Source organism: Ralstonia flatus (assembly GCF_958439105.1).
In the GTDB taxonomy this organism is placed as follows: domain Bacteria; phylum Pseudomonadota; class Gammaproteobacteria; order Burkholderiales; family Burkholderiaceae; genus Ralstonia; species Ralstonia flatus.
The window spans coordinates 1-17,756 of the sequence record NZ_CAUDLI010000017.1 but is presented as its reverse complement, the minus strand read 5'-3'; the positions used below and the strand labels follow the sequence as shown (position 1 = coordinate 17,756).

General features: G+C 59.1%; 21 protein-coding genes. 10 read left to right on the top strand and 11 right to left on the bottom strand.

The window, feature by feature from the left end:
- Positions 1 to 127: 127 nt before the first annotated feature.
- Positions 128 to 904 (bottom strand): ferredoxin--NADP reductase, encoded by a 777-nt coding sequence (locus R2676_RS25860; RefSeq protein ID WP_027677555.1) that lies wholly within the window; start codon positions 902 to 904, stop codon positions 128 to 130.
- Between the two features lie 253 nt (positions 905 to 1,157).
- Here R2676_RS25860 and lexA point away from each other — a divergent pair, with 253 nt between their 5' ends.
- The gene (gene lexA / locus R2676_RS25855) at positions 1,158 to 1,808 is read left to right on the top strand and encodes a transcriptional repressor LexA (protein WP_027677556.1); all 651 of its coding nucleotides are present in this window, start codon (positions 1,158 to 1,160) and stop codon (positions 1,806 to 1,808) included.
- Positions 1,809 to 1,927: 119 nt separating this feature from the next.
- Positions 1,928 to 2,113 (top strand): hypothetical protein, encoded by a 186-nt coding sequence (locus R2676_RS25850; RefSeq protein WP_027677557.1) that lies wholly within the window; start codon positions 1,928 to 1,930, stop codon positions 2,111 to 2,113.
- 342 nt (positions 2,114 to 2,455) lie between these two features.
- Here R2676_RS25850 and R2676_RS25845 read toward each other — a convergent pair whose 3' ends face one another.
- Positions 2,456 to 2,767, bottom strand: coding sequence for a cupin domain-containing protein (locus R2676_RS25845; protein ID WP_206271954.1), 312 nt, complete (start codon positions 2,765 to 2,767; stop codon positions 2,456 to 2,458).
- 22 nt (positions 2,768 to 2,789) lie between these two features.
- Positions 2,790 to 4,520 (bottom strand): dipeptidase, encoded by a 1,731-nt coding sequence (locus R2676_RS25840; RefSeq protein WP_206271953.1) that lies wholly within the window; start codon positions 4,518 to 4,520, stop codon positions 2,790 to 2,792.
- A 132-nt stretch (positions 4,521 to 4,652) separates the two neighbouring features.
- On the opposite strand from R2676_RS25840, the gene R2676_RS25835 reads away from it, so the two are divergent.
- The 8 genes from R2676_RS25835 (at position 4,653) to R2676_RS25800 (ending at position 11,286) form a co-directional block, all read left to right on the top strand.
- Positions 4,653 to 5,045, top strand: coding sequence for a nuclear transport factor 2 family protein (locus R2676_RS25835; protein ID WP_027677559.1), 393 nt, complete (start codon positions 4,653 to 4,655; stop codon positions 5,043 to 5,045).
- 397 nt (positions 5,046 to 5,442) lie between these two features.
- Positions 5,443 to 6,288 carry an Nmad3 family putative nucleotide modification protein gene (locus tag R2676_RS25830; protein WP_206271952.1) on the top strand — a complete coding sequence of 282 codons (846 nt, stop codon included), beginning with the start codon at positions 5,443 to 5,445 and terminating at the stop codon, positions 6,286 to 6,288.
- Positions 6,289 to 6,302: 14 nt separating this feature from the next.
- Positions 6,303 to 7,028, top strand: a complete 726-nt coding sequence (locus R2676_RS25825) for an Nmad2 family putative nucleotide modification protein (protein WP_206271951.1) — start codon at positions 6,303 to 6,305, stop codon at positions 7,026 to 7,028.
- Positions 7,029 to 7,181: 153 nt separating this feature from the next.
- The gene (locus R2676_RS25820; RefSeq protein WP_206271950.1) at positions 7,182 to 7,520 is read left to right on the top strand and encodes a hypothetical protein; all 339 of its coding nucleotides are present in this window, start codon (positions 7,182 to 7,184) and stop codon (positions 7,518 to 7,520) included.
- A gap of 10 nt (positions 7,521 to 7,530) precedes the next feature.
- Entirely contained in the window at positions 7,531 to 7,824 is a 294-nt protein-coding gene (locus R2676_RS25815) for a hypothetical protein (RefSeq protein WP_206271949.1), read from the top strand.
- Positions 7,825 to 7,873: 49 nt separating this feature from the next.
- The gene (locus R2676_RS25810) at positions 7,874 to 8,812 is read left to right on the top strand and encodes an SOS response-associated peptidase family protein (protein ID WP_206271948.1); all 939 of its coding nucleotides are present in this window, start codon (positions 7,874 to 7,876) and stop codon (positions 8,810 to 8,812) included.
- Between the two features lie 1,829 nt (positions 8,813 to 10,641).
- A complete protein-coding gene (locus R2676_RS25805) occupies positions 10,642 to 10,824 on the top strand; it encodes a type II toxin-antitoxin system HicA family toxin (RefSeq protein ID WP_102066951.1) in 183 nt (60 codons plus the stop codon).
- Between the two features lie 60 nt (positions 10,825 to 10,884).
- Positions 10,885 to 11,286 carry a type II toxin-antitoxin system HicB family antitoxin gene (locus tag R2676_RS25800; protein WP_206271946.1) on the top strand — a complete coding sequence of 134 codons (402 nt, stop codon included), beginning with the start codon at positions 10,885 to 10,887 and terminating at the stop codon, positions 11,284 to 11,286.
- A 30-nt stretch (positions 11,287 to 11,316) separates the two neighbouring features.
- Here the strand turns inward: R2676_RS25800 and R2676_RS25795 are convergent, their stop codons facing one another.
- The 8 genes from R2676_RS25795 to R2676_RS25760 all read right to left on the bottom strand — a co-directional run bounded on the left by R2676_RS25795 (position 11,317) and on the right by R2676_RS25760 (position 16,914).
- Entirely contained in the window at positions 11,317 to 11,820 is a 504-nt protein-coding gene (locus R2676_RS25795; protein WP_316857685.1) for a hypothetical protein, read from the bottom strand.
- 847 nt (positions 11,821 to 12,667) lie between these two features.
- Positions 12,668 to 12,868 (bottom strand): DUF2750 domain-containing protein, encoded by a 201-nt coding sequence (locus R2676_RS25790; protein ID WP_206271945.1) that lies wholly within the window; start codon positions 12,866 to 12,868, stop codon positions 12,668 to 12,670.
- Between the two features lie 407 nt (positions 12,869 to 13,275).
- On the bottom strand, positions 13,276 to 13,842 hold the full coding sequence (locus tag R2676_RS25785) for a hypothetical protein (protein ID WP_206271944.1): 567 nt from the start codon (positions 13,840 to 13,842) through the stop codon (positions 13,276 to 13,278).
- Positions 13,843 to 14,427: 585 nt separating this feature from the next.
- Positions 14,428 to 14,865: a T6SS immunity protein Tdi1 domain-containing protein gene (locus R2676_RS25780; RefSeq protein WP_206271943.1), complete on the bottom strand. Its 438-nt coding sequence runs from the start codon at positions 14,863 to 14,865 to the stop codon at positions 14,428 to 14,430.
- Between the two features lie 35 nt (positions 14,866 to 14,900).
- The gene (locus R2676_RS25775) at positions 14,901 to 15,350 is read right to left on the bottom strand and encodes a DUF4304 domain-containing protein (protein WP_206271942.1); all 450 of its coding nucleotides are present in this window, start codon (positions 15,348 to 15,350) and stop codon (positions 14,901 to 14,903) included.
- Between the two features lie 13 nt (positions 15,351 to 15,363).
- Entirely contained in the window at positions 15,364 to 15,768 is a 405-nt protein-coding gene (locus tag R2676_RS25770) for a hypothetical protein (protein ID WP_206271941.1), read from the bottom strand.
- A 39-nt stretch (positions 15,769 to 15,807) separates the two neighbouring features.
- Complete coding sequence (locus R2676_RS25765) at positions 15,808 to 16,452, bottom strand: hypothetical protein (RefSeq protein WP_206271940.1); 645 nt, start codon at positions 16,450 to 16,452, stop codon at positions 15,808 to 15,810.
- A 102-nt stretch (positions 16,453 to 16,554) separates the two neighbouring features.
- Positions 16,555 to 16,914, bottom strand: a complete 360-nt coding sequence (locus R2676_RS25760) for a hypothetical protein (RefSeq protein ID WP_206271939.1) — start codon at positions 16,912 to 16,914, stop codon at positions 16,555 to 16,557.
- Positions 16,915 to 17,756 lie beyond the last annotated feature (842 nt).

The following is a 17,756-nucleotide window of genomic DNA, read 5'->3' as shown; positions in this document are numbered from 1 at the left end:
ATGCGTGGTGGGCAAGGCGCGCATTGTAGCCGCCCGCCGCGCCTTTGCCGACGCGGGATTGCCCGGGGCGCCCACAAAAACAAAACGCCGGCACACAGGCCGGCGTTTGCAGCAGAAGCCGTATCGATTATTTCTCGACGAAGGCGCGCTCGATCACGTAGTCGCCCGCTTCGCCCATACGTGGCGAGATCTTGAAACCGCGGGCGTCGAGCAGCTTGCAGGTGTCTTCCAGCATGGCCGGGCTGCCGCAGATCATGGCGCGGTCGACTGCAGGGTCCATCGGGGGCAGGCCGATGTCGGCAGACAGCTTGCCGCTGTCGACGAGGTCCGTCAGGCGCCCCATGTTGCGGAACGGTTCGCGCGTGACGGTGGGGTAGTAGATCAGTTTCTCGCGCACCTGATCGCCGAAGAATTCGTTGTTCGGCAGCTCGCTGGTAATGAAGTCGGCATAAGCCAATTCACTCACCTGGCGCACACCGTGCAGCAGCACGACCTTCTCGAAGCGCTCGTAGGTATCCGGGTCCTGGATGATGCTCATGAACGGCGCGAGACCCGTGCCGGTACCGAACAGGTACAGGTTCTTGCCGGGCAGCAGGTCATCCAGCACGAGCGTGCCGACGGGCTTCTTGCTCACCAGCAGCTTGTCGCCCACCTTCAGATGCTGCAGTCGCGACGTCAGCGGACCGTTTTGCACCTTGATGCTGAAGAACTCGAGGTGCTCTTCGTAGTTCGGGCTTGCGATGCTGTAGGCGCGCATCAGCGGCTTGCCTTCAACCTCCAGCCCGATCATGACGAAGTGGCCGTTATGGAAGCGCAGCGCCTGGTCGCGCGTGGTCTTGAAGCTGAACAGCGAGTCATTCCAGTGATGGACGCTCAGAACGGTCTCTTGATTGAAGGCGGACATGGTGACATTCGGGCCAACCCAATGAAGCTCAATCGGGTTATGTGGCGATGCAAAAATCGGTCAAGGCCTTGATTTTATGCGATTCCCTGCGGCCGCGCCTGCATGGATTGCGCATAAGCTTCTAACCAGTCGCGTAGGTTTTGACGCCGATCAGAAGGACTGGGCGCGCGCGCAACAGGTCACAACAAAATCACTTGCGCTTCCTGCGTCACTGTATAAAATCACAGCACCTGTTCAAATATACAGTACGCCAATGGCCACCCTCACCCCCCGCCAACAGCAGATTTACGACCTGATCCGCCAGACGATCCAGCGCACGGGCTTTCCGCCCACGCGCGCCGAGATCGCCGCGGAGTTCGGCTTCTCGTCGCCCAATGCGGCCGAGGAACACCTGCGCGCGCTGGCACGCAAGGGCGTGATCGAACTGACGCCGGGCGCCTCGCGTGGCATTCGGCTGCGGGCGGCAGGCGACACGGCGCAGCATCAGTTCTCGCTGCCGTCGATGGGGTTGATGCAACTGACACTCCCGCTGGTGGGCCGCGTGGCCGCCGGTAGTCCGATCCTGGCTGCAGAGCACATCGATCGCCAGTATCAGGTCGATCCGTCGCTGTTCTCGGCGCAGCCCGATTTTCTGTTGAAGGTGCGCGGCATGAGCATGCGCGACGCCGGCATTCTGGATGGCGACCTCCTGGCCGTGCAACGAGCCGCCGAAGCCACCAACGGCAAGATCGTCGTGGCCCGACTTGGCGACGACGTGACGGTCAAGCGCTTCCAGCGCAAGGGCCGCCATGTCGAACTGATTGCCGAGAATCCGGATTTCGAACCGATCCACGTTGATCTGGATCGTGATGAGTTTCACCTGGAGGGCTTGGCCGTCGGTCTGATCAGGCCTGCCGCTCCATAAGTCTTCGGCGCATCTCCGCGCCAAATCTTCGCTGTTTGATCCAACCTGGAGGTGAGCCACGGGCTCGCCAGGGCGGAGTCTTGCCACTCGCTTTTCCACCCGAACTCACGAGGTCTGCCATGCGACTCGGATCGATGTCTTCCCGCCGCCGCCCGGTACAGCCGGTGCCCTTCCGCCAAACCCAGGGCGTGCGCATCTATCAGGGGGAGCAGCGCCGTACGATGGTCGGCAGCATGGCCGCCATCTGCCGCATGCTGGATGCGATCCCGGTGGCCTCACGTGCCGCCGGAGCCGAAAGCTGCTGAGGAAAAGAACGACGGGCAAGAGCCGCAAAGCGCGTTGCGGCGCCCGATCAGGGCATACCCCAATGCTGCCGCCGCAACTGATTTCATACACTTGCGGTGCCCTGAGGACAGGGCTTTCTTCAACTGATTTTCGGCCCGCCGTTTGAGCGGGCTGTTTTTTCTGTCCGGAAGTTGACGCAGAGGCACATTCGACGGTGTTCCGCCAGCAAAACGGACGTTTACCCCGATGTTGTTTGGCGTACGTGACAGTAGTATTGCCAGTGCCCTCAGGGGCAATGAGATCGCTGAATTCGAAGCCCGCAGATTGCGGGCTTTTTTTTTTCGCTGCGGCGGCCGGGGGCTCTAAACACTCCCCGCTTTTTCGACAACGAGAATCCGTGCCTCGCCGCGCGGATGCGCCACGTGCTCGCAGCCGACACCGGCAAAAAAGATGTCGCCGGGCTGCAGCGTGGCGACCTTCTCTTCGCCGGCTTCGCGGTAATGCATGTCGACCGTGCCGTCGAGCACCACGAACACTTCCTCGCCATCGTTTACGTGCCAGCGATAAGGCTGGTCCGTCCAGTGCAGGCGCGTGGTAATGCCGCCCATATTGGCAATATCGAGCGCGCCCCAGGCACGCTCGGCAGTGAACGATTTGGCGCGGATGATGTTCATGGCGATCGCCCGTCGGTGTCGGTTATTGCATCGACGGGAGATTGCCGATGCGCACCAGCATCTCGGTGAACATCTGCATATCGAGGTCGAGGTCCGGCACCTCCTTGTACTCGTTGGCGTTGTGCGCGGTGTATTTCTTGCCCGGCATGGCGGGGCCGAAATTGATGGCGTTCGGCATCAGCTTGGCCGTCGTGCTGCCGGCCGTCGGCACGGGCTTGGCATCGAGGCCCGTGGTGTCGCCGTAAATGTTGAGCAGCGTCGACAACCACGCGCCCTTCGGATCGCGCGCCATCCAGTTGCCCTGGTCGTGGTTGATCTCGAGGGCGACATGGTTGGCGTTGGCCCACGCGTTGATCTTGCCGGCGATCTCGCCGCGCAGTGCGTCGGGCGTTTTGCCGCGCGGCATGCGCACGTTGGCGGTCACCTCCACGCGGCCATTCTTGTCACCGATCACGGTGGGTGAAATGGTCAGTGGACCCATGAAGTCGTCCTTGTAGGCGACGCCCATGGTGTTGCCGAGGTAATCGGTGCCGTACACATCAGTCAGATACCGCACGGCGTGGGCGTAGGCGTTGTCTGCCAAGCCAAGATCGGCTGCGCGCAGGAACAGCGCCAGGCGCGGCAGCGGGTTGACGCCCTCTTCCGGACGCGAGCCGTGCGCCGACGTGCCGGTCACCTTCACGACGATGCTGTCCGCCGTGCGCGCGATGTCGATCGAGAACTTGCCTTGCGCCGCGAGGCTGTTCACAAACGCGTCGCGTTTGGCTTCGAGCGCGGCGGCGGCCACGCCCAGATCCCCACCCTTGAGCGTGGCGGTGGCCGTTTGCGGGATGGAGCTGGCCGACGCCGCACCCGTCATCGAAACGATGGCCGTATGCGAAGCATCGGCAGGCTGCGCGGGAAAGAACACCTTGAGCGCACCCGAACCTTTCTCCGCGACCACGGCCGGATACTTGCTGTCGAGCACGATGTTGTACGCAGGCAATTGCGTGTGCTCACGGTAATACTTCATGCCGTCGCCCCCGGTTTCCTCGGTGGTTTCGATCATCAGGCGGATGGTCCGGGCGAGCGGCACGCCGCTGTCCTTGACGGTTTTCATGGCGTACATCGCGGCGGCAATCGAGCCCTTGTCGTCAATCGTGCCGCGGCCGTACAGCAGATTGCCGACACGCGTGACCTTGAACGGATCGAGCTTGGTGCCGTCGCCGAGCACCCATTCCTCAGCCTTTGCGGGCACGACGTCGGCGTGGGTCAGGATGCCGAATTCGTCCGAGCCGGTGCCGGGCAGCGTGACTTCAAAGACGCGGTTGTCGACGTTGCGGTATTTCAGGCCGAAGTCGCGCGCCATGCCTTCGACCAGCTTGCCAAACGCGACAATGGCGGGGTTTTCGTACTGCGGAATCTTGTCGTCGCGCACTGTCGGCAGCGCGACCATCTTCTCGATCGAAGCAATCACGGCCTGCTGGTTGTGCAGGCGGTTGTACAGACCCAGCAGGCGCCCGATATTGACGAGGTCATCGCCGGCAAGCGGGGCTTTCTTCTGATACGCGGCGACACTGCCTGCAACTTGCGGATCGGCCTTCGCGGCTGCCGCGAGAAAGCTGTTCAGGTCAGCCGATGCCTTGGATTGTTCGGCGGCGAGCAGCGCGTCGAGTTGCGGTTTCTGAAGCGTGGCGGCAAAGGCGCCGGCGCCGCAAGCCAGCGACAGTGCGATCGTCAGCGAAGACAGGCCAATACGGGCAGTGCGTTGCATCGAAGTGGATTCCGGAAAAGGCGAAGGCGCCATCATAGGGGCGAAGTGCCAGCTACGCATTGTGCACCGCGAAAAACGTTAAACCACGCCAGTTGCGCAGTATGCTTGGAGCTTTCCCAGGAGGCTTGCCGCATGGAACCGTCTCTGGATACCGCCCCCGGTCTGCTGAACGTGCTGGAAGAACTGCGCCGGCGTGAGCCCATTTTCCATCGCCCGGAATTCGGCACGCGCCGCGAAGACTTCGAGCGCATGACCACGGAAGATTTCTGGGAAACCGGTGCCTCGGGCCAGCGCTACAGCCGCAGCTATGTGCTCGGCGTTCTCGATGCGCGGCACGGCCATATCGGCGAGGATTTCTGGCAAACGCGTGATTTCCGCTGCCAGGAGATTGCACCGGACAACTACTTGCTGACCTACACCCTGGTGCAGTCGAACCGGACGACACGGCGGGCGACGTTGTGGCGGCGAACGGCGGATGGCTGGAAGGTTGTGTACCACCAAGGCACGGTGGTCGCTGACGCATAGACATTGCGCCCAGACGTAAAAAAGCCCGCAAAAGCGGGCTTTTTTACTGAAACTTTGGGGTGACTGATGGGATTCGAACCCACGACAACCAGAATCACAATCTGACTCACCGATACAGGCTGGACGCGCCTTAACGGCGGTTTCGCGGGAATACTCACCCGTGTCTCTATGAGGCAGTACGCGGGTCCCTAGACCAGTATTCCCACGGGGCGCCACCTTAGGATCTCGCCTCGACGCCTTGGCAACGCGGGCAATTCGTCAATGGCCGGCAACAATAAGGGACCGAACCGTCAATTTTGATTACCCCCGGCGCCGGGATTTCTACGTTGGCAAGTTGCTGGCAAAGTGGGGAAGGAACGTCAAAGACGCGGCGACACTATCCGACTAGGAGTTGCATTTGCGAATCATCTTTAGTCGAAAGGGTTTCGACTCCCAGTACGGCCGAGTCCCGAGCCCCATCCTTCCGGATGGCTCGCTGCTCTCTTTTCCTATTCCGTCTCGTTACGGCCGCCCGCTCGGCGATCTCGAGTGCGCTCTGGGCCCGGTCGATAAGCTGGCGAGCGACCTGACAAAAGGCGCTATCACTGAGCACAGTTCCGTGCACCTGGACCCGGACCTCAGTGCCAGCGCTGTCGAGCGGAAGCCCGGATGGCGCGCAACCCTCGGACAGGTCGGTTCAGCGCAAAGACATCTCGCTAATCAAAGCGTAGGACCAGGGGACGTCTTCCTGTTTTTTGGGTGGTTCCGCCAAACGGAGCTTGCCGCGGGCAAATTGCAATACGTGCGCGGCGCACCCGACATTCATGCTTTGTTCGGCTGGCTCCAAGTAGGAGAAGTGCTCGAGGTAGGGACATTCGGATGCCCCGCGTGGCTGGAGGACCATCCGCACGTGCAGCACGCCAGCGTGATCGGCAAGAACAACACACTCTATGTCGCCGGCGACAGCCTTTCGGGGATGCGCGACAGAGTACCTGCGGCAGGCACGTTCCGGAATTGGGGGCCCAGCCTGCAGTTGACCGCCCCCGGCCACACTCGCTCGATTTGGCGCCTGCCACGATGGACACTCAACGATCCCTCGCGACCCACACTCAGCTACCACCCAAAGCCAGCACGGTGGCTTGCGGAGCAAGACCACGTCACTCTCCAAACCGTGGGTAAAGGCCAAGAATTTGTAATCGACGTCGGGGAATGCCAGGACGCTGCCAAATGGCTGCAGCGTCTAATTCTGGATCACGGAATCTGACAAGGGGTGTTGGTATGAGCATCACGATGGGATACAAGATGACCCACGATACTGGGTTCGCTCCTAATCCGTTCCACGGTGTTCTAACCCTTGCAACCTGTAAGCCAAGGATTCGGGCAAAGCGAAGCGTAGGCGAATGGGTGGCTGGCTTTGCCTCAAAAAAACTCGTAGACACTGCCAGGCGGCAGGGGGTAGACATCCCGCGCGGCGGGCTCATTTACCTAATGCAGATCAGTGAGGTCTTGGCATTGCACGAGTACTTTGATGACAGTCGCTTCGCAGTCAAGCGACCGCCGCGCGAGTCGGCCAACGCTATCGACCTGTGCGGAGACAACATCTACTACCTCGACCACCTCGGCCAGTACAGCCAACTGGAAAACCGCTTCCACACGCGAAAAGATGCGAAGCGCGACACCTCTGGCCGGAACGTGCTGATTGCGAAACGCTTTTACTACTTTGGCCGCAATTGCTTTGTTCCCGAGGGGGGCTGGGCAGCTGTGACAGGAACATCTTTGTCTGAAGGCCGTACGTTCTACTGCCCCGAAGGCTTCGCCGAAAAGATCCTACGGTACTTTGAAGTGGAAGGCATAGGAGAAGGACTGCACGGCCTTCCATCTCTCATGGAGGAAGGCGCGGCTAGGCAAGCAAACGTGCTCGCGTTACGTTCCATAAAGAGACTGAGCACTGTTCCATCCACAGAACCGAAACTGGGCCGCAAGTTGAGTTCGTGCAGCAGGTAAGGCGGGAGCAACCGCACCCCGCCGGCGAGCGGCAAGTGCAAAGTGTCTCAAAGCGCATACGCAGCACAGTGCGCCCCGCTCCACGTCTGCATTGTCTACGTTGACGCGTAGCATCCGGCCTACGATACTGTATAAACATACAGTACTCGTACCATGCCCTACCCCCTCCGCATCGAATACCCCGCGCTCAGCACCGAGCAACTGAAGGCCATCGGCGATCGCTATGGCCACGACCCCGTTGTGCGGCGGCTGGTGATGGAAGTGCAGGCCCTGCGCAACCTCGTCTATCGCGTGCACCAGGTCGCTCAGGCGGCCGGCCCGGGCGGACGAACAGACGGGTTCGGCATTGCCGTCGCAGCGCTGCACCGTGAACTCGCCGCGGAGACATGGTTCCACGAGGACATTGCACGGGATGAGGCGTTACGCGCGTCCCGCCCGGCCGAGCCCTCCCCGCATGACCGCCGGGCAAGGCGTAACGCTCGCAAATGGTGACGGTGCGCCCATGTCGAAATCCATCCGCGAGCGCTTTCCCGCGCTCACTTTTGCCGACCTCCACAAGCTGGCCGAAGAGCACCGCGACAACGAAACCGTCATGCGGCTCCTTTGGGAGATCCGCGCGCTCCACGTCCTCGGTTACCACGCCTGGCGCGTCGAAACGGAAGAGTATTTCGTCTACCCGGACAACCCGCTCGGCGCTGCGGTGTTGGCCTTGCGGGCAGCACTGCAACAAGAGAGCTGGCTGTCAGAGATGATCGTCAAGGTCAGGGGGGAGCGACCACCAGGTGACCGAAGATAAGCCGCCCTGCAGCGTATGATGAGACAGCCCACTCGGGAGCCCCGCGCCCATGTGCTACTCCGCCCAAATCGAAGCCGACTATCGACGGTTCGTACACGAGTACGGCGCCATCATGTCGCTCGACGATTTCACGCGAATGGTGGTCGAGTACTTCGCCAACCCGAAGATGCGCGTCCCGAGGGCGATGACCGCACACTTCCTCGAATCGCCCGAGACTGACGAAGAAAAGAAAATCGCCGAGGTCATCCGCGCGCGCATGGCCGCAGATGAGGTGGCGCTACTGCAGCAGCTGGCCGAGCAGCGCGAGCGAAAGGCGAAGGCCGAAGCGGCAGTCGCCCGGAAGGCCACCAAAACAGCGACAGAAGAACTGCGCAAGGCCTCAAACAAGGTCGCCTGGGTCGAAGGCAAGCTCGAAGAACTCAAGAGCACCGATCTGGCCCCGCGCGACTCGCGCATCTTCCCCGGCTGGTACGCGCCCGTCATGGTCATGGAGAACGGCCGGCGCATCGTCAAACCGATGCGCTACCACTGCCGCCCTGCCGGCAAGCCTGCGTTCTACGACACGCAATATCCCGGCACCTACTGCGCCCGCCGCGACAACCTGCGCGGCTTCTGGAAAGGCCAATACGGCCACACACACGGCCTGATCCTGGTCGACGCGTTCTATGAACAAGTGAAGCAGCCGGACGGCACAAACGTCGTGCTCGAATTCCGCCCCGACCCGCCGCAGACGCTGCTCGTCGCCTGCGTGTGGTCACACTGGCGCGCGACCAAGCCCGGCGAAAAGGATCTGCTGTCGTTCGCCATCATCACCGAGGATCCGCCACCGGAGATTGCCGCGACGGGCCACGACCGCGTGCTCATTCCGATCAAGCCCGAGAACATCGATGCGTGGCTGAACCCGGAAGCGCGCGACCTAGACGCGTCAGAGGCGATTCTTGAGGACAAGCTGCGGCCGTATTACGCGCATCGGCAAGTCACCACATGAGTGTCGCCACAAGGCCTTGCTCCTCTCTCCGATGATCGTATTTAAGCGGCTCGGGCTCAGCGCTTTGTAGGCTGGGAACGCTCGCGACAGAGCGCTTCGCATTCCCGACACAACGCCACGCATTGGGCTGCGTCGCTGACTAAAGCGCAGGCCAAAGCCAGGGCCACGCAGCGCTGCATACATTGTCGGAAAATCAGCGCTGCAACCTGCCTCTCATCAGGCGCCCGCACCGCGGCGGCTACGTAGCACGCGTGGCTACATTCCAGCGCGGCAAGGGCAATTTCCTCGGAGATGCCCGGCAACCGAGCCAAGCGTTCACACGCGTCGGCACACGCTAAGAATGGAGGGAGAAGCTCCGTACTAGGGGTAGCCGGCTGGTGAGGCGTATGGTTCTGCGCGGGAGCCATGATGGCGGGCGAAATTCTGGGCAATTCTCGAAACGGTACGCTACTGCTGCGCCGGAGCCTCAAGCATGCCCCGCATCACCGTCGGCCGGCAGCGCAGACACACGCCAATCGGCTTGATGATAACCAACATAGAAGCCGTCATCGGGTGGATCGATGGCGGGCACCGTGTACGCCACATGGCATTCGCCGTAGCTACGGAGTTCTCCGGTGAGGTCACGCTATCAGAAGTAGGACAGCTTCAACGGCACAGCGGCTCCTCATTTAAACTCGTTTCCGTTTCGCTTTTAACGCACAACCATTTCATACGCTTAATGATTAGATAAAAAGTCAATTCCCCCTCCTAATGGGCGGTTCAGTCTTCTTTAAATCTGTCGAAAATGGCGATGCGCGCGCAGCACATTGGTCCCAACTCTTGCGTCTGCCGCGTTTTCCGACGACTCCTACGATAGTAGGGGCGTCAGCGCCCGTGTGTGCAGGGGCGCTTTTTTTTTGCAAATTGGGAGCGTCTTGAGCGCGTGCACAAGTGAGTGCGCTGGTACAGCGGTCCATACCGCCTGACCAACCAGGCGACGTCCATGCGACGCGGCAGTCGTCGATAAGCAGCCTGGTGTCGCGTCACAAAGCCTTGCTCTGATCCTCAAGCGCCATAGAAAACCATCGTTCGGCGATTGCGCGACCCTCGCGCATGCCGGCAGATATCGCAGCGTCGAAAGAATCGAAGTCAGCAGATGTATGGTGGAACCGCTGCATCTGCGGATATGCCGTGCCTCCATCTTTCGGAGCGCACACGAATCCAGTGTATGCATACCTGAACTCGGACCCGCGGCCGAGCACAGCGAGCACGTGTATCGAGCAGCCTTTGAACTGCTGGATTGACCAACCTTGCATGACGTTCCCCGCCTACTATCCCCTAGCAGTCATTTTGTGCACGGGACGCCCACAAATCAACCACGAGGCGCTTAATGCACATCTGTGACAATTTCATGTCACTTTGAGATTCCGCGATCCTGCCGCCGCGACGCTCTCGATGCGACGGTATCGGCCGTCGCCGCGTCGTGCGCGAAAAAGAAAAAGCGCAGCCGAGCTGCGCTGGAAGACGGTGCGGGAGACGTGGAGAGAGAGCGAGATTGCACCGTCACGCACAAGCCTACAGGCCGTGATCGGCGCGCTCCATAGAGTGATGTTACTAACATTGAATTCTGTTGTTAATTAAAACAGAACAGCAATTGTCATCGTGCCGTCACCTAGCCGCCAACGCGTGACGGCCGCTCTCAGCTCAACTGAGGGTCATTCGCGCCGCCCGCCTGCGTACCGCCACCGCGCCTCGTGCCCCAAACACCCCAGCCACACATAACTACACATTCCCTCTTGCCTCCGCCACATCCGTGTGTAGAATTACACACAGAACAACCGGAGACCCCCATGCAGTCTGGGCAGTTAATCCGGATGCTCCTCGATGACGGCTGGCAGTTGGTGCGCATCACTGGCAGCCATCATCACTACAAACATCCGGAAAAGCGGGGCCTTGTGACGGTGCCACACCCGAAGAAGGATCTGCCAATCGGAACAGTTCGAAGCATCCAGAAAGCCGCCGGCCTGAAGTGAGGCCGGCGGTTTTTCGCAGAGGTGCAAAACCGGTCGCGTAACAACCTAGGAAGAAAAGCCATGCAATTCCCCATCGCGATTCACAAAGACGAGGGGAGCGTCTATGGCGTCACGGTGCCGGATATTCCCGGCGTGCACTCGTGGGGCGATACCGTCGATGAAGCCATCCGCAACACGCGGGAGGCCATCGCGGGTCATCTGCAGACACTGGCAGCGCTCGGCGAAGACGTAGACGCAACCTGCTCGACAATTGAAGACCTGACCAAGCAAGACGAGTACGCGGGTGCCATCTGGGCGTTCGTTGAAATCGACGACGAGGAGCTTGACCGCACCCCGGAGCGCATCAACGTGTCACTCCCCCGCTTCGTGCTCAGAAAGCTGGATCGGTTTGCCGAGAAACGGCATGAAACACGCAGCGGGCTTCTGGCTCGCGCGGCCATGGAGCTGATGGCGCATGGGTAGGACGGGCGGCCGGTTGGTCGCGTCGGCAGCCTACGGTGCCTCAAACTGCCACCTAGTGGCCTTGATACCCTCGCGGCAGGCTGCCGCCATTCTTCGCTGCTCTCCGTTCAACGCTTGAGCCAGGGCGCGATCGAGGCGGTCGAGGTATGCACCGATCCCGCCTTCAGGCAACTTGGACTCGAAAGTGAAGGTGCAAAGTTGCCTTGCGGATCTACCGGTGCTTTCCGCAAGCAGAGGCAAAACATTGAAGGGGCGTTTGGGAACTGCGTCGTAGATCGCGTCCCCAAGGTCCTCGCCGGCTCCCGCATCTGCTGCCTCCCGCAAAGCCGTGTACACCTTCAGCCAATCGCTGTCACCCGAGGCGATACCTCGAACAACGTGGTCCCACTGCGGGGTTTCGTAGTAGTCCAATACGGCCTGTTTGGCACCCACGTCGGAAACGTGCGAAAGCGCAGCAGCTGGTGTCAGGGCGTGCGCGCTGGTGGAGGCCAAACTCCAAAGGGCGCACACGAAGAGCCACCGCAAGCGTTTCATTGATGCTCCAATTGAGGCGTCTATCGTCAGCGCGCGGCCGCCATCAAAATATGCGTAGGTGTTGACGGCAACACTTACGGTTTAGCAAAGAGCGCAAGGAGCGCCGCCTCGAGAGAACCGTAAAGTTCCCAATTGCGCAGATGCCCGCCTTCAGGAACATGTGCGATTGCATATTCCTCCTCTACGTCGTCATACACCAAGACCCTCTCGCCTACGCGAGCGATCACGAATAGGCACTCGGCGCTTCCCTTCGTTCTCTCGCAATACAAAGCAGCCAGAGGCCGAGACAACGTCGGGACCAGCGATCGCGCAACTGGCGACAGCCCCAGAATGTCAGCCTGAACCCGAGTCCACAGCCTTGCTTCTTCAATTGGTTGCCACATGATGTCTTACCAAGGTAACGCCATCGCTTGCCTATCCGCACCGTGGGAGCACTATCTCTTCGGACTGCTCAGCGGGAACCCAGAAATAAGGCTGAAGGGAAGAGCCACCAGGAATCCAAACAGCGCGCCGGGCGCCCAGTCCATCAATGTTGGAACAAAATATTTCTGCGACCCGAGAACGGTAGCAATAGCAAATCCGGCGCCGTAGTACACCAGCACTCCAAAGAGCATCCCACATAGCGTCACTGTTATCACTGTCAGAGATTTCCTCCTGCCCAAGCACCTTGTCAGCGGAATTCCCAGCAGAAGGCAAGGAAGGTAGCTAAACGGGATTGAGAAAAGAAGAAAAAATGCTGCCAGTCTTATATCAGCCACGCGGAATACAAGCAGCAAAAAAAACGACGGAAATAGTGGAGCTACTACAAAAGCCAGTTTCTCTCTAGAAAGCACGTTAGACCCCTAGCTTAACGGCGATGTTCTACATTGGACTGCGGGTCCTCGGAAGCGACGTCAAAGCCCATCGCATTGGGCGCAGACCGATTGACGCCGGCAAGCAGCCCATCTCGGATCAGGCCGGGCACCCAACGTTCGCAGAACTCCGCCCATGAGATAGCAACGGGCAGGAAGTCCGCATAAGCGTAACGATGGCTTGCCGCTGGCTGCACGAGCGGTCCGCCACGGCATTACTATTGTCTGCTGTAGATCTCCCTCTTCCATTCGAGCAGTAATTGGGCGGTGCGCAGGGAATGCTCTGGCCTCGCTTCCAGCCCCATTCTGGCCGTCGCTACCTCGTCCAGGTACGCGGCGACAGAAGGCGCCCCCACGTCGTCCTGCAACAGGGCCAACACCGTTGGCAGATACGCCTGGTATTCATCGCGGGCGGCGGGACACCATGACACTCCAATTGGGTCCCAGGCATAGTACAGAACCTCATCCACTCTTCTGCACAACTCCAACTCGGGGGAGGCCGTTTTTTGCCCCATCACGCATCACTCCTTGTCGCTGTCGTTTGGACACCCGAAACGACAAGATTGCATTGGCACTCCACTACTTGACAAAAGAGCCCGCAAACTTATTTATCTTCTAGAACGGCAAACCACAATCTTTTGATGACGCCGGACGTAGTTTCGGGGGCGTTTGCCAAAACATAGCAATGCTCTCCCCATCTCCCCCAATACCTGGGCCAGATAGAAATATAGTCACATATCGACAACATCCTCTGCACCATTTGGCCAAATGAAGTTCCATCAAAGAGAAACGAGAAGATGTGGGGCGATTGCAATGGTCCCGCTTCCAGTCCCTTCGTTTTCCTCAAGTCATGCAGCTTCTTCTTTGACAGATACCCCGCGATCTCCCGTTCGGCTTGATGCAGAGCCTCCCCTCCATGCAACAGAACTCCGTACTTCTTGCCAAGTGTTAGCCTGGCCATCACAGAACTCATGTTGCCTGTATTGACTACGGCAGCCTCCGAAGACGTTAGAAGACATGCCCCTGTAACCAACCGGCTCACGAACTTCTCGCCAACTTCATTCTGTTGAAACCCAAACTCTTCGCCATCTCCGCGCAGCGTAACGAGAAGAAGATTCTCGACGCTTGTGAGTTCATCGAGATGGGCATTTCCCTCTATTTTCAGGTCCATGTCGCTCAGCCACGGGGCTTATATCGAATCTTGCCGATCATCCTACTCTCGCAGCAGTGCATCGATCGAACGGAGAATTCTGGCGCGGTTTCGTTTCAGAGTAGCGAACTTTGGAATACGCCCAACGACTCTCGCCAAGCGCCGGTCAGATAGCAGCAGCCTTCGCAGCGAAACCTTGTCGCCGGCGACAAGGGCACGGATCGCCAATAGCTGCTCTGTGTTCCACGACCATAAGATGCCTTCCGGCACTCTGATCTTGATACGCGCCGCCTCCGGCCATTGAGTCGAACTGGAGACTCTTCCACAATTTCCGCAGGCCCCGCGGCCCGCGATGACACCGCCTATCTTCCCTGGTAGCACCTCGTAGCCACCGCTTTCGGAATCATGACGATGGGTGGGAATCGGGTCGGGACGAAACACGAGCGGATGGCCACATCGGTCGCACAAGACTTCGATGGTTGGCGGGCGTTCGTAGATCCGATATCTGCTCTCTATCGGATTCCAGAATCGTCGGATACTGCGATGCCGCTGGGCTATTGGCGTGTCTGACATGGCGATGGTTTGCAATGAGGCCTACGAGCGCAATCAGTCAACAACCGAAAGCTTGATCGGCGTACCGTCCGGGAGACTGGCAATCTGCTGAGCTATGTCGCCAGAGAAGCGTATGAGCTCCTCCGTCGAGATTGTTCCGAGGTTATCGCCGCCGTACTCGCCGCCGAGCACTCCGGGGATCTTGAGACAATACTTTCGCCCTGACGCGAGCGGACCAAGCCGTTGCGTTGCTTGATCCACCAGCGCACTCATCTGCCAGTCCACCAAAAACTCACTATCGGCGGCCAGTACCTCAAATGCTGGTTGATCTGCCGCAACTACCTCGCAGTAGCTATCTTCCGGGCAAAGACGCCAGTACTGTCCGTGCACGTCCTTGATGATGAGATTGCCGAAATCGTTCTCGTCTATCAGTTCCGCCGGCTTGATGCCGGTCCAACCCCAAGCGCTCTGGACAGTTTCAAGGATCTGCATCTGCCGGCCTCCCGCCGAAAAGAATCCGATCAGTGTCAGCCTTCCGGCGTGAATGTCGTCAAATGAGCACGCACTTTGACGTGGACAAAGCAGAGTTTCGCCATTGCCGACTCAACAAATGAATCCAACCCGGGCCGGCTGGACACACGTTCTAGCCAGGCCACGGCGCGGTCGAGCAGCGCCGACAGGAGTAAGGCCGGCATCGGGAGCGAAGCGTTTAGCGACCGGATTTCTTCGGACACGCTCTCCGGCGCAATACGCTCCAGTCGGGCACGAATGTGGCACCGATGCTCAGGCGGAGACGTCTCGTCGCCCAGCGCCTTCAAATAGACCGCGACATTCACGTACACCTGCTCGCCGAACGCACTCTTCTGCAGATTGACGACCTGAAATGCGTCTGACGTTTCCCTCGTCCAGGTGCTTGCATTCTTCTTGAACCCCAACGCCTTCAGGCCAGGAGCGAACTGAGCTTCAACGGGTAGCAATTTTGCTCCTACGTTAGTGGGGCTTGTTGGTGCCCAACAACTGCATTTCACTCAAGAGTGCCGCGCCGGTCCTTGACGTATTCACTTCCTTGTAGCCCACGGCCTTTATCCCGGATTGCTCCTCGGCTTGCACCACTATGACAGGGGTCTTCTTACCGGAGGCGCCATCCACATGAAACGCATACTGAGGGATCTGGATATTGAGCGGCGTTCCAGCCGACTTCTCGGGACCGCCAATCAAGAAGGCGGAGCAGCCACGATTCAGGTCATCCACGGTTGCGGGACGCCGACTGACGAAGCCCGTCTTCGGTAGCTCTGGCCAGTCGATCGGCTCCGCCATAGAGGGAGCGCTACTCAGGCCGCAGGCGACCGCCGTCACGCAGTAGACCAATTTATACGGGAGAGAAGGATTTCGCATCAGTGGCTGGGGTCGAGTAGCGAGAGGGGTTCTGCAACGTCATCGCTTCAAAACAGCAGCATCAAACGCCCGCGGCAAGGCCTCGAGAGGAATAGCATTCGAATCGTCTGGTAACGGCGCCCGTACGTCGACGTTTCCTACGTGAGTCTCGACATCAAACTCCCCTAGCGCTTGGTCCAGAAAAAGGAATGCGATGCCTCCAAACGTCTGCCGCTGCGACGCGGAGTAGCCGGGAATGAGTACCGTCAGTGCAGCCTTTTCGCCGTCAGGATGGATTTCCACCGAGACGGACTGCGCTTTGACAGTGACACCGTGGAACTGAATATCGGCTGGCTCCCTTCGAGGGCGGAACTTGATGATCTTCCACCTAGGTAGCGGGGGAGCTGAGGAGGCAAGGCTTACAACTCTCGGAAAGGCGGCGCGAACGCCATCCGCACTGATGACGAACTCACGTTGGCCACCCTGTTTTGGCCCAAACTCAAATGTAAGACTGGGGTCCACTTTATGCATCTCAGCCGACAAGCGATCGAAGACTGCCCGTTGGTCGCGCTCAAAATCGAAGAGCGATGCTTCGTTCTTCTGAAACCATTGCCAGAAATCGGCTTCGGGCGAGTTCCGCCGGCAACCGGTAAGCATGAGGAACATTGCCGCGATTGCAATGAGCAGCGAGCGTGTGAAGGTCATGTTGGGGATGTCTATACAGCAACGGTCGCCTTGAACCGCTCGCCGGAGCGTGCTCTGACGTGATTTCCAAAATCAGCTATGCGCTTGGCCGGGCCAAAAGCGTCAGGCAGCAAATGCCCCAGAATCAACAGCATACTTCGCACAGAACGCATTGAAGAGCGTTTCGTCCAGGGGAATCTCGATGCAATAAGCATTCTCTAACCGCTTGTCATCTTCATCCGTATCCGCAAAAGGCTCCGAAAGGAGGTCGGCGACCTTGTGAAAGCCGAAGTATCTGTACCCGTCTATCGCAGCCAGACGTTGCTGGTCCGTTAAGACCTGCAGCGCATGGAGCACGCCGCCGTTCATCGCCAAACTGTGCAGGCGTAAGGCTGACGCAAGATGGAAGTCCCCTTCAGCTGGATTCTGACCACCTGCCTTCATGGCTGCGCGATTCCAAATTTCGTCTTCTCTGCTGAGCATTCGTACAAGCTCCGAACTTAAGTGATTGGAGTGCAGCCGGTGGTCGACCTATCGACCCGAGCCACCGGAAAGTATGACTGAATACATCTGGAGCAAAAACAAGCGCCTTTCGCTGCTTGGAACTGCCGTTTGGTGTGCTGTCATCTCGCTCTCGATGCTTTGGCCCACGTGAGCGACTGCAATTGGCCCGAAGCGGCCTGTGGCCGAGCCACCACGAGCATGTCGGCTCATGATGTGCCGCGACGCCTAATGTCGGTCAGGACTGTGGAATCGTGATTTCAGGTTGCCCGTACAAGGTGGCCGCCGCACACCGCACAACGAATCCGGATTTTTCATCGGCGAGTTCCAATCCGATAACTCCGTCCGGTTGGACCCAAAGGCTCGGCTCAAGGTAGGAATCTGTCCATCTCACAGGGCCGGCCACATAGGTGCAGTAAAACAGAGATAGTCCTACCGATTCTTTGACATTCGATGGGTGCCCAAGTCGCAGAATTAGCCTGTCATGGTCGTCATGGAAGGCGTTAAAGGATACGTTCCCACCAACCCATTCTTGCAAGTGCTCACGCAGCTTTTCAATGTCTCGGTTTGTCACACCCACCATTTCCACCTAGGACTATCGCGGGTTAAAGGGAGCCTTTCTGACTTGAGTCCGGCTGGCAATCTTGGACATTGGCCATTGGCCATGGACTGCTCGTGGCCGGGAGCGGTCATCGGTGAAGGTGGTCAATTGGCTCGCGATATGACTTTGATTCCCTCTCCAACTATGACCCACCCAACCTGACCACTAGGCGTTTCAACCTTGAGCGTTTCAAAGTCCTTGCCATGCCGGACCCGAAGTACTT

Excerpts from the sequence above, each read along its gene's own strand:
- R2676_RS25845 (WP_206271954.1), bottom strand. The coding sequence starts at position 2,767 with ATGAACATCATCCGCGCCAAATCGTTCACTGCCGAGCGTGCCTGGGGC.
- R2676_RS25770 (WP_206271941.1), bottom strand. The coding sequence starts at position 15,768 with ATGCGAAATCCTTCTCTCCCGTATAAATTGGTCTACTGCGTGACGGCG.
- R2676_RS25785 (WP_206271944.1), bottom strand. The coding sequence starts at position 13,842 with ATGGACCTGAAAATAGAGGGAAATGCCCATCTCGATGAACTCACAAGC.
- lexA (WP_027677556.1), top strand. The coding sequence starts at position 1,158 with ATGGCCACCCTCACCCCCCGCCAACAGCAGATTTACGACCTGATCCGC.
- R2676_RS25840 (WP_206271953.1), bottom strand. The coding sequence starts at position 4,520 with ATGCAACGCACTGCCCGTATTGGCCTGTCTTCGCTGACGATCGCACTG.
- R2676_RS25815 (WP_206271949.1), top strand. The coding sequence starts at position 7,531 with ATGTCGAAATCCATCCGCGAGCGCTTTCCCGCGCTCACTTTTGCCGAC.
- R2676_RS25795 (WP_316857685.1), bottom strand. The coding sequence starts at position 11,820 with ATGAAACGCTTGCGGTGGCTCTTCGTGTGCGCCCTTTGGAGTTTGGCC.
- R2676_RS25850 (WP_027677557.1), top strand. The coding sequence starts at position 1,928 with ATGCGACTCGGATCGATGTCTTCCCGCCGCCGCCCGGTACAGCCGGTG.
- R2676_RS25800 (WP_206271946.1), top strand. The coding sequence starts at position 10,885 with ATGCAATTCCCCATCGCGATTCACAAAGACGAGGGGAGCGTCTATGGC.
- R2676_RS25780 (WP_206271943.1), bottom strand. The coding sequence starts at position 14,865 with ATGCAGATCCTTGAAACTGTCCAGAGCGCTTGGGGTTGGACCGGCATC.
- R2676_RS25820 (WP_206271950.1), top strand. The coding sequence starts at position 7,182 with ATGCCCTACCCCCTCCGCATCGAATACCCCGCGCTCAGCACCGAGCAA.
- R2676_RS25825 (WP_206271951.1), top strand. The coding sequence starts at position 6,303 with ATGAGCATCACGATGGGATACAAGATGACCCACGATACTGGGTTCGCT.
- R2676_RS25765 (WP_206271940.1), bottom strand. The coding sequence starts at position 16,452 with ATGACCTTCACACGCTCGCTGCTCATTGCAATCGCGGCAATGTTCCTC.
- R2676_RS25835 (WP_027677559.1), top strand. The coding sequence starts at position 4,653 with ATGGAACCGTCTCTGGATACCGCCCCCGGTCTGCTGAACGTGCTGGAA.
- R2676_RS25860 (WP_027677555.1), bottom strand. The coding sequence starts at position 904 with ATGTCCGCCTTCAATCAAGAGACCGTTCTGAGCGTCCATCACTGGAAT.
- R2676_RS25760 (WP_206271939.1), bottom strand. The coding sequence starts at position 16,914 with ATGCTCAGCAGAGAAGACGAAATTTGGAATCGCGCAGCCATGAAGGCA.
- R2676_RS25805 (WP_102066951.1), top strand. The coding sequence starts at position 10,642 with ATGCAGTCTGGGCAGTTAATCCGGATGCTCCTCGATGACGGCTGGCAG.
- R2676_RS25810 (WP_206271948.1), top strand. The coding sequence starts at position 7,874 with ATGTGCTACTCCGCCCAAATCGAAGCCGACTATCGACGGTTCGTACAC.